Here is a 17,731-nt window from a genome sequence, read left to right as displayed (position 1 = left end):
TTTCTTATAAATCTACAGCTCTGATATGCTTTCCGGCCGCAGGCGGAGATAGCACCATGCAACTCATTGATATCGGCGTCAACCTGACCAACCCCAGTTTCGACGAGAGGCACCAGGCCGTTCTCGACCGCGCCTACGCCGCCGGCGTGCAGCAATTGGTGCTCACCGGCACCAGTGTCGAGGGCAGCGAACAGGCCCTGGAATTGTGTGTAAAACTCGATGAAAACGGCCAACGCCTGTTCAGCACCGCCGGCATCCACCCCCACTCCGCCAGCGACTGGAACGGCGACAGCGCGCGGCAATTGCGCGGTTTGCTCAGCGAAAGCCGTGTGCGTGCGGTGGGCGAATGTGGGCTGGATTTCAACCGGGATTTTTCCCCGCGCCCACAGCAGGAAAAAGTCCTCGAAGAACACCTGGCCCTGGCCGTTGAACTGAAATTGCCAGTGTTTCTCCACGAACGTGACGCTAACCAACGCCTGCTGGAAATCCTCAAAGACTACCGCGACCACCTGAGCGCCGCGGTGGTGCATTGCTTTACCGGCGAACAACAGGCGCTGTTCAGCTACCTCGACCTCGACTTGCATATCGGCATCACCGGTTGGATTTGCGATGAGCGCCGTGGGACGCACCTGCATCCGCTGGTCAAAGAAATTCCCCGTGGCCGCCTGATGCTGGAAAGCGATGCGCCCTACCTGCTGCCGCGCACGCTGCGGCCCAAGCCGAAAAATGGCCGCAATGAACCAGCCTATCTGCCGGAAGTGCTGCGCGAGGTCGCCTTGCACCGCAACGAAACGGTGGAAGACTTGGCTGAGCACAGCACTGCCTGCTCGCGCGCGTTTTTTGGTTTGCCTCAAGTGGATTGATGCGGCGCATTGACCCACGTCAAAACCGCTTTCCCGAGTAGCGGCACAATAATGGCACCTTGCCAATGCTGTTTCCGCTATCAGAGAAAACCTTCCATGGGTGCCTGGCTTAGCAACATCTCGCTGAAATACAAATTCTGGGCCGTCAACGCGGTCGCCTTCATCACCACTCTGCTGCTCGTGCTCTACGCCGTGCAGCTCGAACAACAGGCACGCAGCGATGCCACCCAGGCCTCGGCACAGGCGCAGGCGCGGTTGCTCGGTACCTGGCCGGCCGACAAGGCGTTGCCCAAGGGCGAGCAGTGGCTGACGTTTGCCCGTGGTCAAGTCCCACAGCTGGCCGATCACGATCTGTCAGCCCTGAGCAATGCCAACGGTTGGGTCGAACTCAATCACCAGCCGTTTTTCGGTGAAAACCCATTGATCGGTGCCGACGTCGTCGCGCGCGCCGACGGGCAGCAGATCGCCGTACTGGCCTACGGACGCAGCCTGAGCCAGGTGTTCGGCGATCGCTTCACCAACTACGCCGTGGCGGTGCTAATCCTGATGCTGGCGATGCTCGGGGCCTCGCAGCTGCTGATCCGCTTCCTGCTCAGCCAACTCAATACCCTCAAGGACGTAATGCTGCACGTGGAGAAGACCGGCGACCTGTCGGCCCGCGTGCCGCTGGCCTGCAAGGATGAAGTCGGCCAGATGGCCAGTGCCTTCAACGCCATGCAAGCCGGCTACCAACGGGTGGTCAGCACGGTGGCGCGCACCGCCCAGCAACTGGACGATGGCGCCGCGCGCCTGGCCAGCAGCATGAACGAAGTGCAACACGGCATGCTCGGCCAGCAAAGCGAAACCGACCAGGCCGCCACTGCGATCAACGAGATGACCGCCACCGTCCACCACATCGCCCAACACGCCGGCGCCACCCGCGACCTGTCGCAGACCGCCGACACCCTCGCCGGCAGCGGCCAGGAAGTGGTCGGCCGGGTACAGCGCTCGATTGCCGGCCTGTCCAGCGGCGTGCAACAGACCGCCGAAATGATCCAGAAACTCGCCGAAGACAGCCAGAAAATCAACGGTGTGGTCGGCGTGATCCACAGCATCGCCGAACAGACCAACCTGCTCGCCCTCAACGCCGCCATCGAAGCCGCGCGTGCCGGCGAAATGGGCCGTGGTTTTGCCGTGGTCGCCGACGAAGTACGCAACCTGGCCAAGCGTGTACAAAGCTCCACCGACGAAATCACCCGCATGGTCTCAGCACTTCAGGCCGGCACCCGTGACGCGGTGGACTTCATGCAGGAAAGCTCCTTCAAAGCCGACGACTGCGTACAGCAAGCCCAGGAAGCCGGCGCGGCCCTCGCCGAAATCACCGGCGCCGTGGCACAGATGCGCGAGAGCAACACCCAGATTGCCGTGGCTGCCGAACAGCAAAGCCATGTTGCCGAAGAGATGAACCGCGCAGTGGTGAGCATTCGTGACGTGACCGAGAACACGGTGCAGCAGACCGTGGATTCGGCCACTACCAGCAATGAATTGGCGACCTTGGCTGGGGAGTTGAGTAAGGCAATTGGGCAGTTGAAGCTGTAGGGTTTCTCAACCTGTAATCCCACTCCTACGATCGTCCCTGCGTTTACTCGAGATCTTAGCGAAACGTCCTAGCCATCCTGGCGAATAACGCCGACATATTTACCTGACAAACCCCTTCAAAGTCTCTCGCCTGACTGTTCAGTGCGAGGGACCGTCGATGTACTTCTCCGTTAATGCCTGGCCCTATGGGGCTGTCATTTGAACCCGGCCATTGGCCGGCTGGCCCTGACGCCCATGGATGCCAAAGCGCCGGACGTTGAAGGCGTCTTGCGTGACTTTCGCAACTGCCTGAACACCTTTGACGACTGGGCTTCGAGCTTCTGGAGCTTTTCGGCGCTGGATGTCGAACAGGTGTTCAAGGTTGGCAATGAAGTGGCGCTGGTCGCGCCCATCAACCGCTCCATTTTTCCCAGCAGCACCGTCGCCACCTGCCAGGCCAACGGCACATTGACCCTGGTGCACATGTTCCAGAGCGCGCGGTTTGTGCCCATCGGTGACACGCCGGTGATACTGCAACGCATCGACCCCAACGGCGGGCCATTGGGCGAGCCGATCCACAAGACCATCGGCCCCAGCGGCATTCTCGAAATCACCGAGTGTGATCGCAACCAGCAGTACCGAATCAGTTTCTACCCCAACGTTTCCAAGGATCACGTCAAGGCGCTGTATGCGTCTTATCAGTCGGTGATCGCGGAGCTGGAAGCGCGCCTGCGCGACGAATGGAACAGCACGTTTAAGGCGCAGTGGAAAAACTATACGGACGCTACCCCGCTGGACCGGCGCAGGATGCTGGAAGCGGCGTTTCTCAGTGGCATGGGCAAAGCGTTTTACGGGCTGTGGGACAACATCACGCAGTTGTATGACCTGTTGGCGGACATCAAGCCCAACAGCGAGAAGTTGCTGCACTACATCTCCCAAACCGAACTTGATGAGCTGCTGAAGCTCGGCAACGACGCGATCGCCAACGGCCTGCTGGTGCTTAGCGATGAGCCACTGCTGTTCATTTATGTGTCGGCGATGGTCAGCTGGATGCGCATGCTGCCGCCGCCAGAAATGAATGAGTTGATGGGGGAGATCACTGGCGAGGTATTGATCAACCTGCTGCTGATTTGGGCAACGGCGGGAATGGGTGTGGCGGTGCGCCTGGGTACGCAGGTGCTTGGGCATATCAAGTCTGGACGGACGCGGGATTTGTTGGAGTTGCTGGCTAAAAAGCTGGTGATGCCCAGGTTGGAGCCGCATGCCGAGGTGGTGAAGCCGTTGCTGGTGGGCAGTGCGGCGACGCCGATCAAGACGGTGCCGGTTGTGCCGTTGAAGGCAGGGGATCAGTTGGTCTCAAACCCGGTGCCTGCGGTTCGTAAGAAGACTCAGCAAACAGCGTTGGTGCGCCAGGAACATGTCGATGATGTGCCTGTCGCTGCGAAGAATCCGCAGGGAGATGCGGCGGCGCCTGCGGATAAAACGGCCACCAATGGCTGCCCGGTGTCGATGGTGACTGGGGAGGAGTTGCTGACCCTTACCGATGGCACGTTGGATGGGATTTTGCCGTTTGAGTGGACCCGGTTGTACCGCACCAGTGCGGTGGAAGTGGATTGTGGGTTGGGGTTTGGTTGGAGTCACTCGCTGGCGCAGCGGTTGGTGGTGGACGGTGATTCGGTGGTTTGGACGGATCATGAGAACCGGTCTACTGCCCTGCCCTTGCCCACGGTGGCTCGACCGGCGATCACCAATAGCTTGGCCGAGGCGGCGATTTACTTGGGGTCGCTGCCTGATGAGTTGGTGCTGGCTCAGGCGTCACGGTTTTATCACTTTCGCGACGGTGTACTGACGGCGATCAGCGATGCGTATGACAACCGGCTGCGTATTGCTCGTGATCGTTCCGGTCGGATTGAGCGGCTGGATAACGGTGCGGGTCGGTCGCTGTTTCTGCGCTACGAGCTGGGTCGCATTGTTGCCGTTGACTATCAGGTTCATCGCGCCAAAGGGTATGAACCCTACGTATGGGTGACTGAGCAGAATCTTGTTTCCTACGCCTATGACGAGGCTGGACGACTGGTTTCAGCGACCAATGCCGTAGGTGAAAGCGAGGTTTATCGGTACGACGATCAGCACGTCATTCTTGAGCGGCAGTTGGCCGGTGGGGCGAGTTTCTTTTGGGAGTGGGAACGGGCTGGTAAGGCGGCGCGCTGTGTTCGGCATTGGGCCAGTTTTTCGCAGATGGACACGCGGTATCTGTGGGAAAACGGCGGCAAGGTTACGGTTCACAACGCGGATGGTAGCCAGGAAGTTTATGTCCATGACCAGTGGGCGCGGCTGGTGCAGCGCATTGATCCGGACGGCGCTGAGCATTTCAAATCCTATGACGCCAAGGGCCGGCTGACGGTTGAGCAGGACCCGCTGGGGGCGGTGACGGCGTATCAATACGACGAAGCCGGACGCTTGGTGGCGATGTTTCCTGGAGAGGATGAGCCGACTTCCTACGAGCATGACAACGGGTTCGTACGGGTCGTACGGCGTGGTGAAGCGGTTTGGAAATATGAGCGTAATGACCAGGGCGACGTCACGCGTAAGACTGATCCTGATGGCCACGTTACGGACTACACCTACAACAAACATGGGCAACTGATTGGGGTTTGGTACCCAGATAACGGGTGTCACCGGCTGGTCTGGAATGAGCGTGGCCAGCTCACCGAAGAGCAACTACCGAATGGTGGGGTTAAGCGTTATCGCTATGACGATGTTGGACGACAGGTTGCGCGCGAGGATGAGCATGGCGCGCTGACCCAGTACCAGTGGGACGGTGTGGGTCGGTTGGTTCGCGCCGTACTTCCAGGCGGCGCCACGCGGGAATACAGCTACAACCCCTACGGAAAAATCACCGCCGAACGCGATGAACTCGGCCACGTCACCCGCTACGAATATGCCGACGGCCTGCACCTGATCAGCCGGCGCATTAATTCTGACGGCACCCAGGTCAAATACCGCTACGACAACGCCCGGTTACTGCTGACCGAGATCGAAAACGAAGTCGGCGAAACCTACGAACTTGAGTACCACCCCAACGGGCTGATCCAGCAGGAAATTGGCTTTGACGGTCAGCGCACGGCCTACGTCTACGACCTCAACGGCAACCTGCTGGAAAAGACCGAACACGGCGACGATGGCAGTCAGCTAGTCACCCGTTACGGGCGAGACCCTGCCGGCCGCCTCGTAAGAAAAACCCTGCCCGACGGCAGTGTTGTTGACTATGCCTACGACCGCCAAGGCAACCTCCTCAGCGTCGACGACGGCCATTGGGCGTTAGCCTACGAATACGACCCGCAAAACCGCCTCACCGCCGAACACCAAGGCTGGGGCACCTTGCGCTACGGCTACGACGCCTGCAGCCAGCTGAAAAGCCTGCGCCTACCAGACAACAACCGCCTCACCTTCAACCACGACAAAGGCGGCCACCTCGCCACCGTCGAGCTGAATGGCAAAACCCTCACGTCTCATCTTTTCAAAACCGGCAGAGAACGCCAACGCCAGCAAGGCCAACTGCTCAGCCATTACCACTACGACGAGCAAAACCGGCTCCACGCCCATGCGGTGACTCAAGAAAACCATGACCTCTATCGCCGCCAATACGACTACGACAAAACCGGCAACCTCACTCGCCTGCTCGACACGCGCAAAGGCGAGCACAACTACCACTACGACCCCCTCGCCCGCCTGACTCGGGCGGATCACTCGCAAGACGTGCAGGAACGCTTCGGACATGACCCAGCCGGCAACCTGCTAATGCAAGACCGTCCTGGGCCGGACATCGTCGCGGGGAATCGGTTGATGATCCAGGGCGATCATCATTACGACTATGACGCCTTCGGCAACCTGATCCGCCAAAGGCGCGGCAAGGGTCACCAACTCGTCACCGAGTACCGCTACGACTGTCAGCATCGGTTGATTGGTATTACCCAACCGAACGGGCAAACCGCCAGCTATCGCTATGACCCGTTTGGGCGGCGGATCAGCAAAACCGTCGACGGCATAACCACGGAGTTTTTCTGGCAAGGCGACAAGCTGGTTGCGGAGCATCACGCAGATCGCCATCGCAGTTACATCTACGAACCGGACAGCTTCCGTCCGCTGGCATTGCTGGAAGGTTTCGGGCCGAAAGACACCCAGCCCTTCCACTACCAACTCGACCACCTCGGCACCCCGCAAGAACTCACCGCCCCCGACGGCGAGATCGTCTGGTCGGCGCATTACCGCGCCTACGGCCAAATCAGCCGCCTCGACATAAACAAGATCGACAACCCGCTACGCTTCCAAGGCCAATACTTCGACCCTGAAAGCGGGCTGCACTACAACCGCCACCGCTACTACAATCCAGATATTGGTCGCTACCTGACGCCTGACCCAGTGAAGCTGGCCGGTGGGATCAACGCGTACCAGTACGCGCCCAACCCGACGGGGTGGGTGGACCCAACGGGGTTAAGCGCCAACTGTCCACCTAAAGGTAGGAAAACTCTAACATGTGACAAACCTGCCGAACCCTCTGCACCGGAGGTTTCAAGGAATGGTGCTTTCAAACAAGCTAAAGTCGATGCAGGAGTTCCGCGTACGCAACACCCAGACCCAGTGCTCGATCCTAGACTAGGGAAGACAAGGCAATATTCAATGGTATCAATGAGGGACAAGCAAAATAATGAAGTTCTAGATGAGCGAGGCCGGCCAATAATGACGCGAGAGTATGAATTCACCCGCGCCAACGGCTCTAAAATTCTGATTCAAGATCATGGTGCTGGACACAAATTTTCCGCACCTGAAGGACAGGGTGATCAAACATCACATTTCAACCTTAGACCGAAAAACTGGCCCAGAACTGGAAAATTAGACGGTGGCAAAGCCCACTATTACTTCCGAGGCAAGAAATGAAGCATTGGAACGAACTAGACGATACTATTTTCTTCAACAAGGTATTTACCTATCCAGTAGAAATAGGCGAAATAACACTTTTTTCTGTGACAATTGACAATGACAGGCCCAATATCGGTTTAGGCTTCGACATTTCAGAGCTTCCTGACGCACCACCAAAAAAGTGGATTCCAGAGGAGTTCAATACATGCCGGATAGGCTTAGATTGCGGAGGTCTGAGCGACGTTAGAATCAGCAACATCCCTACTAAGGAACCACTAAAAATGGTAATAACCAAACACGAAAACTTTTATGCTTTGCAAGCAAAGTCCGCAACTTCAGCAATTGAGTTCAAGGCGAAATATATTTCGCTCTGTGGGCCATCTGTATATTTCAACGACCCGGATTCAGCTTGCTACTAATGCGAGAAGAGGTGCGCGTAATCTGATTGATCCGGCCCCATTGGATCATGGTTATGCAAACAAAGTAGACAGCCACTATAGCCCCCATAGCCAACCCCAATTCGCCACCCCACCACCCCCAACCTAAACTCTGTCCAAGTTATTTAAACGGACAGAGGATTCACCATCATGGGCAAACGTCATCCCAATCTCCCCGCCTGGCAATGGCGTAACGCCCCACAAAACCATCAGCACCCTACCAACCTGGGGCTGCAGTTGATTGCCGTACCGCTGCTGATCATCGGGTTTCTGTTGATCGCATCCGGGGTGTTCAGCCTCAGCCTGGCCAGCTTCGCCGTCGGTGTAGTCGGTGTGTTGGCAGGCGTGGCGCTGCAGCGCCACGGGCGCAAGCTGGAAGCTCAGGGCAGCCAGCGGTTCTGAGGCTCAGGCGAAGACCACCACGGTCTGGCGGCTGATGGCGATCAGTTCGCCGGTCGGGCTCCACAGCGCGGCGGCGGCGTGGCCGTAGCCGTCGCGGGCGTGCTCGATGTTGACGTGGTACTGGCACCAGTCGAGGGTGGTCAGGTCTTGCAGCGGCTGGATAAATTCGATGGTCCAGGTCAGCGTGCTGCCCGGAGCCGGTTTGGTCAGGTGTGGCAGTAAGGCCGGTGGCCAAGCATCGACCAGGGCGAGGATATGCGCCTCGGTCAGCGGTTCTTCCTTCACGTCCCCGCGCAGGCGTACCCAACCGCCCATGTCGCGGGATTTATTGCCGGTGAACGGCAAGCCGCCGACGCTCCAGCGCATCGCCAGGTGGCGCATGAACTCCGGCGTGACGCCCTTGATGTAGGGCAGTTCCTGGCATTCGTCCCAGTGTTTGAACGTAGGCGGCGCCTCGCTCGCCACATCAATCACTGACTCACGCGGCGCACCGAAACTGGCCTGCACCAGCGTCGCCACTTCACCGTTCTGCGTCACGCGGCCAAGCAACTGGCTGACGGCCTTGCCTTCGCGCAGCACTTCAACCTGGTAACTGGCCGGTACATCCGGCGCAACCGGACCGACAAAGGTGATGGCCAATGAGCGCAAAGGGCGATCTGCCGGCACTTTGGCGCGCAACGCTTCATATTGCAGCGCGGCAACCAGGCCACCAAAGGTCGCACGGCCCTGGGCCCACTCGGCGGGGATGGTGACATCCAATGGGTTGCTACGGGCAGCGTCGAGCAAATCACTAAAGCGCATGGCGACCTCACATCAAGAAAACCGATGGGGCGATCTTAACCATCGAGCTGGTTAGGTACAGCGCCCATTCCGGCCAAAAACCGGACCGGGCTAGAAACAATCTGCGCGGAGTTTGTCCAGTACCCGATCTGCCTGGCCTTCCGCCTTGGCCATGGTGCGATGCCATACAGGAACGCACGGCTGCAAATCCGGCTGGTGCCCGGCCTGCGCCAGCCATTGCCAGCAGTCATGCCAGTCACCGAGGGCGCCTTGGGCTAGTTTGAGGCGCGACATGGCTTTGGCAGGCAGCTTGTCCAGCTCGGGATAGGCTTCAGCGGCGTAGCGCACGCGCTTGATCAGCAAGCGCAGGCGGTGGCGATCATGGTTTGGGTCTTTGAGGGCTTCATCGAGCTTCTGCCATTGCTTGGCCAGTCGCTTTTGAATACGCGGGCGAAGGCCCTTGAGTAATTTCTGGTGTTGGGAGGCGCGGATAAAACGTGGGAATGCATCGAGGATCAGCAGCAGGTGCGCCACTTCCGGGCTTTGCGCCACGTGGCGATAGGCGTCGGGTTGCAGGCGCATGCGCCGATCCGCCGCTTCGTGGTAGCCGTGCTGATGCAGATACGCCGCCAGGACCTCGCGGTCGCGTAGCGGCGTCGTCAGTTGGCCGACCGTGCTGGCGGCCAATTCAACGTGTTCCACACCCGGCAACCCACGCAAGGGCCGCAACAAACTGCGCAGGCGCCGCACGGTGGTGCGCAAGTCGTGCAAGGCTTCATCGTCGGTGACAGCGGCGAGGCGAGCTTGGCAGCTCAGTAACCCTACTTCCAGGCCAATGACCTGAGCGACTAACTGATCGACCAAAGCTGACATCCGTTCCTCCATTGACGATGAATAATCCTGGTTGACGCGACCGATCAACGCCCGGCGCGCGACTCACGAATATAGAACCGCGCTTTTTCGGCTTTGTTGGAGCAGCCTTCAAACGCTTCAAATTGCTGCTGGGTCTTGGCGCCCGTCAACAAGGACAAGGCTTTAGAGTAGCTCACGGTGCCGGCAAAACCTTCGGCCTTGGCCAGGTCCAGCTCATGCCACGCTGCATCCAGTTGCGTGCCACAGCTATCGCGGTACGCGGTTTTCCCGGCACAACCGGCCAGGGCCAACACGATCACAGGCACACACATCCAGGCTTTCATCAAAGACACCTCAAAAAAAGAAAAACAGTCGTACGGTGTAGACGTTGCCCACAAGGAAAAGTGCCTTGTTCGCCGCCTGAAATCAGAAGCACCTATCGCCAGAGCATACCCGAGCCTGCTCGCTATCCTCGAAAAATATTACAAGGCTCAGCGAAGATTGAAGCCGCCCCCTCAATGGGTGCATTGTGGGCACCTGCTTTGGTAAGGACATGGACAATGAAGAAGCGTGTTGCCTTGGTGCTGGGCTCCGGCGGGGCCAGGGGCTACGCCCATATCGGCGTGATCGAGGAAATCGAACGCCGCGGCTACGACATCGCCTGTATTGCCGGCTGCTCCATGGGCGCCGTGGTAGGTGGGATTTATGCCGCCGGCAAGCTTGACGAGTATCGAAACTGGATCGAAAGCCTCGACTACCTGGATGTACTGCGCCTAGTCGACGTGAGTTTTCGCCTGGGGGCAATTCGCGGCGAGAAAGTCTTCGGCCAAATCCGCAAGATCGTTGGCGAGATCAATATCGAAGAACTGCGCATTCCCTACACCGCCGTGGCCACTGACCTGACCAACCAGCAGGAAATCTGGTTTCAGGAAGGCTGCCTGCACCAGGCCATGCGCGCCTCAGCCGCGATTCCCAGCCTGTTCACCCCCGTGATGCAGGGCAACCGCATGCTGGTGGACGGCGGCCTGCTCAACCCGCTGCCGATCGTGCCGGTGGTGTCCAGCCATTGCGACTTGATCATCGCGGTCAACCTCAACGCCACCAATCAAAAACATTACCAACTGCCGGTGATCCAACGCCCGCCGGCGTTCAAGAGCCGCTTCAACAGCTTGGCCCGGTCGTTAGGGTCGCACCTGCCGTTTCGACGCAAACAAGCCGAGCAGTTAATGAAGCTCGAGCAGGAAGCGCTCCAGCACGCCCACGCCGCCGAGATCAACCCGTGGCTGGCGTCGGCCGAGCCCGAATCCCAACAACCTGCCGCCGCGCCGGAAAAAGCTGGGGCGCCGAAATCGGCGACCGGTTCGTTCATCATCGACAACGTCGGCCCGGCATCACTGCTGGACCTGATCAACCAGAGCTTTGAGGTGATGCAAACGTCGCTGGCGCAGTACAAGATCGCCGGTTACCCGCCGGATGTGCTGATCAACGTGCCGAAGCGGGTGTGTCGGTTTTTCGAGTTCTACAAGGCACCGGAGTTGATCGCCTTGGGGCGGGAAATTGCCAGGGATACATTGGACAAGTATGAGAGTGAGCAGGGCTGAAATTTGTGCTGTGGCTGATGGCCCTATCGCGGGCAAGCCCGCTCCCACAGTGTGATCTGTGAACACATTCAAAGGTGGGAGCTGGCTTGCCTGCGATGAGACCTGCGCGGGCGCCGCCAGACTCAGGCATTCAACAACCGATACCCCACCCCCGCCTCGGTCACAATAAACCGTGGCTGAGTCGGGTCATCCGCCAGCTTCTGGCGCAGATGCCCCACCACAATACGCAGGTAGTGGCTGTCTTCAGTGTGGGTCGGCCCCCAGATATCCTTGAGCAATTGCTGCTGGGTAATCACCCGACCCGGATGCCGCGCCAGTTGCGCCAGCACCGCGTACTCCTTGCGGGTCAACGCCACCTCGACACCGTCCAGCAGCACGCGGCGATAAGCCAGGTCCACCGTCAGCGGGCCAAAACTCAAGGCGGCCTCCTGAGCCTCCCCCGCCGGGGCCTGGCGCAGTAACGCGCGAACGCGGGCGAGAAATTCCTGGATACCGAACGGTTTGGTCACGTAGTCGTTGGCGCCGCTGTCCAGGGCTTCGACCTTCTGCACCTCGCTGGCGCGCACCGACAGCACCAGCACCGGCACCGTCGACCACTCGCGAAACTCGCGCAGCACCTGCTGGCCATCCATGTCGGGCAAGCCGAGGTCGAGCACCAGCAAGTCCGGTTTGCTCAATGCCGCTTGTGCCAGGCCCTCGTTGCCGGTGCCGGCCTCGATTACCTTGTAGCCTTGGGAGGCCAGGCTGATACGCAGGAATTTGCGGATCTGCGGTTCGTCATCAATGACTAAAATCGTCGCGGTCTGGCTCATGGTGTCCAATCAAAATCCGTGGAGAAAAGAGGGTAGCTCAAGCCTCGCGTTCCAGGCCAGGCTGAGTCGGCAATGGCAGGAACAAGGTGATGCAGGTGCCCCGCCCTTCAATGCCGTCGGCGACACTGATGCGCCCACCGTGAGCGCCGACCATGCCCTGGCAGATCGCCAGGCCCAGGCCCGTGCCCTGCCCGCCGCGATCACCGCGGGCGGCGGTGTAGAACATGTCGAAAATTTTCGCGCGCTCGTCTTCGGGAATCCCCGGCCCCTCATCGGCCACGGCAAAAAACAGCTGGTCATCCGCCACGCCCGCGCTGACCTCCAAACGGCCTTGGGCGGGGGAAAAACGCGCGGCGTTTTCCAGCACATTGACCAGCGCTTGCTCGATCAAGGCGGCGTGCACATACAGCAAAGGCAACTCCGCCGGCACGTCGATCTTCACCTGCAGCGGCGCCAGCACTGCACGCAAACGGCCCAGGGCGCTACCGACGATATCGCCCGGCGAAACCCAATCGCGCGCCAGCTTCAGCGCGCCGTGCCCCAGGCGGGTCATGTCGAGCAGGTTCTGGATATAGCGGTCGAGGCGCTCGGCTTCATCACGCGTGCCTTCGAGCAATTCGCGGCGATCCTCCAGAGGAATGGCTTCGCCGAGAGCCAACAGGCTGTCGATGCTGCCGCGCATTGAGGTCAGCGGCGTGCGCAAATCATGGGACACCGACGCGAGCAAGGCGCTGCGCAGTTGCTCGGTCTCGCCGTGCAAACGCGCGGATTCCAATTCCTGCGCCAATTGCGCTCGCGCCAACGCCTGCGCCAGCGGCTGGCTCAATGCGGTGAGCAGACGACGGCGCTGGCCGCTTAATTCCAGACCTGGTTTGGGGCTGACACCGAGCAAGCCCAATGGCCCCTCTTCGCCCGACAACGGCCACCACCACCAGCGCCCAAACGGCAAGGTGCCAGTGCCCATGCCCGCCGGTTGGTCGTGCTGCCAGGCCCAATCGGCGGCGGCGCGTTCAGATTCAGTGAGGTTCAGCGGCGAACCGGTCTCGACCTTCCAGTCGCCCTGGCTGTCACGATTGACCAGGCACAAGTCCAAATCACTCCAGCCTTCCAGGTGATGCGCCGCCGCGCTGATCACCGCCTGGCGATCGGTGGCGGCGGTGAGTTTGCGCGACAGGTCGAGCAGTTCGCTGGTTTCTTGCTGGGTATCGCGCAGGGCCTGCAACTGCCGACGCTGGCGCGCAGCCAGGTTGCCGGTCAACGCCGCCATCAGCAGGAAAAACAGCAGGGTCAGCACATCTTCTTCGCGCTGGATGGCAAAGGAGAAATTCGGTGGGATAAACAGAAAATCGTAGGTCAGGAACGACAGCGCCGCACACAGCAGCGACGGCCCCAGGCTGCTGCGCACGCCGACCAGCAATACCGCCGCGAGAAACACCAGGGAGATATTCGGCAGCGGCAACACGCTGGCCACCGCCCAGGCCAGTGCCGCCGCCACGAGGGTCGCGACCACCGCCAAGCCGTAGTCGAACCACACCAAGCCGCGTACATCCGGCAGGCGCGGCGGCGCGGGCATGTCGTCGCTGTCGAGGACGTTGATTTCCAAACCGCGTGCATTGCGCAGCAAGCGCGCCGCCAGCCCACCGCCGAACAACCGCCGCCGCCAACGCATGCGCGACTGCCCCACCAACACAAGGCTGGCGCGGCGTTCGGCGGCGTGCTGGATCAGCGTCTTCGCCACCTCCCCGGCCCGCAGCAACACCACTTCACCGCCCAGCCGCTCGGCCAGTTGCTGGGCATTTTGCAGGCGCAGGCGCGATTGCTCATCGCGCGCGCGGCCGTTATCGATATGCACCAGGCTCCAGGGCAAATGCCGACGCTGGGCCACGCGGCTGGCGTGGCGCACCAGGCGTTCGGCCTGCGCATCGCCATCCACGCCCACCAGCAACCGCCCACGTACCGCCGGCGCGGCCTGGCCGAGTTGGCGATAGCCTTGGGCCAAATCGTCATCGACGTGGGCGGCGGCGGTCTGCATCGCCAGCTCGCGCAGGGCCATCAGGTTGGTCTGGGTGAAAAACGCGTCGATGGCCGCGCGGGCCTGCTCCGGCACGTACACCTTGCCGTCGCGCAGGCGCTCGAGCAGCTCGCGCGATGGCAGGTCGATCAGCAGCAGTTCGTCAGCCTCTTGCAGCACCCAGTCCGGCAGGGTTTCGCGCACTTGCACGCCGGTGATACCGCGCACTTGATCGTTGAGGCTTTCGAGGTGCTGGACGTTGACCGTGGTGAACACGTTGATGCCGGCGGCCAGCAGTTCCTGGATGTCTTGCCAGCGCTTTTCATGGCGGCTGCCGGGGGCGTTGCTGTGGGCCAGTTCGTCGACCAGCACCAGCTTGGGCTTGGCGGCGAGCAGGCCGTCGAGGTCCATTTCTTCGAGCATCACACCGCGGTATTCGGTGCGCACCAACGGTTGTTGCGGCAGGCCGCTGAGCAAGGCCTCGGTCTCGGCGCGGCCGTGGGTTTCGACTACCCCGGCGACCAGCCGCACACCCTGGCGCAGCTGGGTGTGGGCGGCCTGGAGCATGGCGTAGGTCTTGCCCACGCCCGGCGCGGCGCCGAGGAAGACTTTGAGCCGGCCACGGCCGTCCCGTGGCAGATCGGCTAACAGGGCATCGGCGCGGCCGGAGTCGCTCATGCTTTGCGGTTCCTTCAGGTGTTTATTTGGGGTCCTTCAGGCCGCCATCGCGGGCAAGCCCGCGCCCACAGTTGGAATACATTCCCCTGCGGGAGCGGGCTTGCCCGCAATGACGGCACCACGGCTTACAACTTTTCCAGCGCCATGTTCAGCGCCAGCACATTCACCACCGGCGGCCCCACCAGCGGGCTTTCGATGTGCTCATCGAGCAAGCGCTGCAGTGTAGACACCGGCACATTCCGGGCCGCCGCCACTCGCGCCAGTTGATAGGCAATCGCTTGCGGTGGCAAGTGTGGATCAAGACCGCTGCCAGAGGTAGTCAGTGATGCCAAAGGCACGGGGCCCTGGCCTGGCACCAACTGCTTGTTGGCATCATCAAAGATGCGCGTGGCCAACGCCGGGTTGCTTGGGCCCAGGTTACTCGCGCCGCTGGACACCGTCGCAAACGCGCCGGCCGAGGGGCGCGGATGGAACCAGCTGTCACCGGTAAAATCTTGGGCGATCAGGCTGGAGCCGCGCACTTTGCCGTCGGCATCACGCACCAGGCTGCCATTAGCCTGGTCAGGAAAGGCGACTTGCGCCACGCCAGTCACGACCAGTGGATAGGCGACGCCGGTGATCAGGGTCATGAGTACCAGCAGGCTCAGGGCCGGGCGGATCATGGTGGACATTTCAAATTCCTCAATTCGTTTATCAGCGCCGGGCGCAGAGCGTCCGGGGCGGCATTCCCACGCAGAGCGTGGGAACGATCCGGGTTACACCAGGTGCAGCGCAGTCAGCAGCATGTCGATCGCCTTGATGCCCACGAATGGCACCAGGATCCCGCCGAGCCCGTAGATCAGCAGGTTGCGACGCAGCAATGCCGCCGCACTCGCCGCCTGCACGCGCACACCGCGCAGCGCCAGGGGAATCAGCACCACGATGATCAACGCGTTGAACACGATGGCCGAGAGGATCGCGCTCTGCGGGCTCTGCAAGTGCATCACGTTGAGCACGCCCAATTGCGGGTAGATCGAGGCGAACAACGCCGGCAGGATCGCGAAGTACTTGGCCACGTCGTTGGCGATGGAGAACGTGGTCAGCGCCCCGCGGGTCACCAGCAATTCCTTGCCGATCTGCACCACGTCCAGCAGCTTGGTCGGGTCGCTGTCGAGGTCGACCATGTTGGCCGCTTCACGGGCCGCTTGGGTGCCGTCGTTCATCGCCATGCCAACGTCAGCCTGGGCCAGTGCCGGGGCGTCGTTAGCGCCGTCGCCGCACATCGCAACCAGGCGACCGTCGTTTTGTTCGTGGCGAATGCGCGCGAGTTTTTTCTCCGGCGTGGCTTCGGCCAACACGTCATCCACACCGGCTTCAGCAGCAATCGCAGCAGCGGTCAGTGGGTTATCGCCCGTCACCATCACGGTGCGAATCCCCAGTTTGCGCAGCTCGGCGAAACGTTCGCGGATGCCAGGCTTGACCACGTCTTTGAGGTGGATCGCCCCCAGCAGTTTGCCATCGGCGCACACCAGCAACGGTGTGCCGCCGCTTTGGGCGATCTTGTCGATTTCCCGCGAGAGTGCCGGCTGCAGGTCGCGACGTTGTTGGCCGATAAACGCCAGCAGCGAGTCGACCGCACCTTTGCGGAACACACGGCCTTGGTAGTCGACACCCGACAAACGCGTTTCAGCACTGAACGGCACCGAGGTCAGTTGATCCAGGCTCGGCTCTGCCTGAGGGTGCAAGGCCCGCAGGTACTCGACGATGGATTTACCTTCCGCCGTGTCATCCGCCAGGGAGGCCAGCAGCGCACCTTCAGCCAGGTCACGACCGCTGACGCCAGGCGCGGCGATCACCGCAGCACAGCGACGGTTGCCGAAGGTGATGGTGCCGGTTTTGTCCAGCAGCAACACATGCACGTCACCCGCCGCTTCCACGGCGCGGCCGGACTTGGCGATCACATTGAGGCGCACCAGGCGGTCCATACCGGCGATACCGATGGCCGACAACAGGCCGCCGATGGTGGTAGGGATCAGCGTCACCAGCAGTGCGACCAGGAACACCAGCGGCAGGCTGCCATTGGCGAAGTGGGCGAACGGCTGCAAGGTGACCACCACCAGCAGGAAGATCAGGGTCAGGCCGATCAGCAAGATATCCAGCGCGACTTCGTTGGGGGTTTTCTGGCGTTTGGCGCCTTCCACCAAGGCGATCATCCGGTCCAGCGTGGACTCGCCCGGGTTGACGGTGATGCGGATCAGCAGCCAGTCCGACACCAACCGAGTGTTGCCAGTGACGGCCGAACGGTCGCCGCCGGACTCGCGGATCACCGGCGCGGATTCGCCGGTAATCGCCGCTTCGTTGACCGCCGCAATGCCTTCGATGACCTCGCCGTCACCGGGGATCATTTCCCCGGCGGTGACGCGTACCACGTCGCCTTTACGCAGGCTGGTGGCCGGCACGACTTTGAAGCTGCCGTCGGCCTCTTTGCGGCGCGCGCTGAGGCCTTCGCTACCGGCTTTAAGGCTGTCGGCGCGGGCCTTGCCGCGACCTTCGGCCAAGGCTTCGGCGAAGTTGGCGAACAGCACGGTGAACCACAGCCACACGGCGATCTGCACGGCGACAAACGTCGGCACGTTGACGTCGGGTACAAAGCACAACACGGTGGTGAGGATGGCGGTCAGTTCGACCACCAGCATCACCGGCGAGCGTTGCAGTTGGCGCGGGTCCAGCTTGACGAACGCCTGGATCAGCGCCGGGCGCCACAGGGCGGAGATGGCGGTTTTGGCGGGTTCCTGGGTTGTCACAGGGGCCGCATTTTTTGCAGGCATATTCATTTTCA

12 protein-coding genes and 1 pseudogene are annotated in these 17,731 nt (G+C 61.0%); 6 read left to right on the top strand and 7 right to left on the bottom strand.

From position 1 onward, the window contains the following. Positions 1-56: 56 nt before the first annotated feature. The 5 genes and pseudogenes from KZH41_RS09915 to KZH41_RS09895 form a co-directional block, all read left to right on the top strand. Positions 57-863, top strand: coding sequence for a TatD family hydrolase (locus KZH41_RS09915; protein WP_094953745.1), 807 nt, complete (start codon positions 57-59; stop codon positions 861-863). Positions 864-959: 96 nt separating this feature from the next. Beyond that, entirely contained in the window at positions 960-2,441 is a 1,482-nt protein-coding gene (locus KZH41_RS09910; RefSeq protein ID WP_094953746.1) for a methyl-accepting chemotaxis protein, read from the top strand. Between the two features lie 234 nt (positions 2,442-2,675). Continuing rightward, the gene (locus KZH41_RS09905) at positions 2,676-7,358 is read left to right on the top strand and encodes an RHS repeat-associated core domain-containing protein (RefSeq protein ID WP_263275094.1); all 4,683 of its coding nucleotides are present in this window, start codon (positions 2,676-2,678) and stop codon (positions 7,356-7,358) included. After that, complete coding sequence (locus KZH41_RS09900) at positions 7,355-7,759, top strand: Imm50 family immunity protein (protein WP_094952380.1); 405 nt, start codon at positions 7,355-7,357, stop codon at positions 7,757-7,759. The genes KZH41_RS09905 and KZH41_RS09900 overlap by 4 nt, the downstream gene beginning before the upstream one ends. Before the next feature lie 168 nt (positions 7,760-7,927). Beyond that, positions 7,928-8,176 (top strand): annotated as a pseudogene (locus KZH41_RS09895) (terminase); the annotation flags it as partial. Between the two features lie 6 nt (positions 8,177-8,182). Here the strand turns inward: KZH41_RS09895 and KZH41_RS09890 are convergent. From KZH41_RS09890 to KZH41_RS09880, 3 genes are all read right to left on the bottom strand, one after another. Further along, the gene (locus KZH41_RS09890; protein WP_263274756.1) at positions 8,183-8,980 is read right to left on the bottom strand and encodes an acyl-CoA thioesterase; all 798 of its coding nucleotides are present in this window, start codon (positions 8,978-8,980) and stop codon (positions 8,183-8,185) included. Positions 8,981-9,070: 90 nt separating this feature from the next. Next, entirely contained in the window at positions 9,071-9,832 is a 762-nt protein-coding gene (locus tag KZH41_RS09885; protein ID WP_263274755.1) for a CHAD domain-containing protein, read from the bottom strand. A gap of 44 nt (positions 9,833-9,876) precedes the next feature. Next, positions 9,877-10,155, bottom strand: coding sequence for a hypothetical protein (locus tag KZH41_RS09880; RefSeq protein ID WP_010176194.1), 279 nt, complete (start codon positions 10,153-10,155; stop codon positions 9,877-9,879). A 216-nt stretch (positions 10,156-10,371) separates the two neighbouring features. Between KZH41_RS09880 and KZH41_RS09875 the strand changes: the two genes are divergently transcribed. Further along, positions 10,372-11,412: a patatin-like phospholipase family protein gene (locus KZH41_RS09875; protein WP_263274754.1), complete on the top strand. Its 1,041-nt coding sequence runs from the start codon at positions 10,372-10,374 to the stop codon at positions 11,410-11,412. A gap of 122 nt (positions 11,413-11,534) precedes the next feature. Here the strand turns inward: KZH41_RS09875 and KZH41_RS09870 are convergent, their stop codons facing one another. From KZH41_RS09870 to kdpB, 4 genes are all read right to left on the bottom strand, one after another. Continuing rightward, on the bottom strand, positions 11,535-12,224 hold the full coding sequence (locus KZH41_RS09870; RefSeq protein ID WP_053255124.1) for a response regulator: 690 nt from the start codon (positions 12,222-12,224) through the stop codon (positions 11,535-11,537). A 37-nt stretch (positions 12,225-12,261) separates the two neighbouring features. Further along, complete coding sequence (locus KZH41_RS09865; RefSeq protein WP_094952375.1) at positions 12,262-14,913, bottom strand: sensor histidine kinase; 2,652 nt, start codon at positions 14,911-14,913, stop codon at positions 12,262-12,264. A 125-nt stretch (positions 14,914-15,038) separates the two neighbouring features. Beyond that, entirely contained in the window at positions 15,039-15,584 is a 546-nt protein-coding gene (kdpC, locus tag KZH41_RS09860; protein ID WP_094952374.1) for a potassium-transporting ATPase subunit KdpC, read from the bottom strand. 84 nt (positions 15,585-15,668) lie between these two features. Further along, positions 15,669-17,726, bottom strand: a complete 2,058-nt coding sequence (gene kdpB / locus KZH41_RS09855; RefSeq protein ID WP_371917701.1) for a potassium-transporting ATPase subunit KdpB — start codon at positions 17,724-17,726, stop codon at positions 15,669-15,671. Between the last annotated feature and the right edge of the window lie 5 nt (positions 17,727-17,731).

This window comes from Pseudomonas sp. YeP6b, from assembly GCF_025642995.1.
Classification (GTDB): domain Bacteria; phylum Pseudomonadota; class Gammaproteobacteria; order Pseudomonadales; family Pseudomonadaceae; genus Aquipseudomonas.
This window is presented reverse-complemented; position numbering and strand designations above follow the sequence as displayed.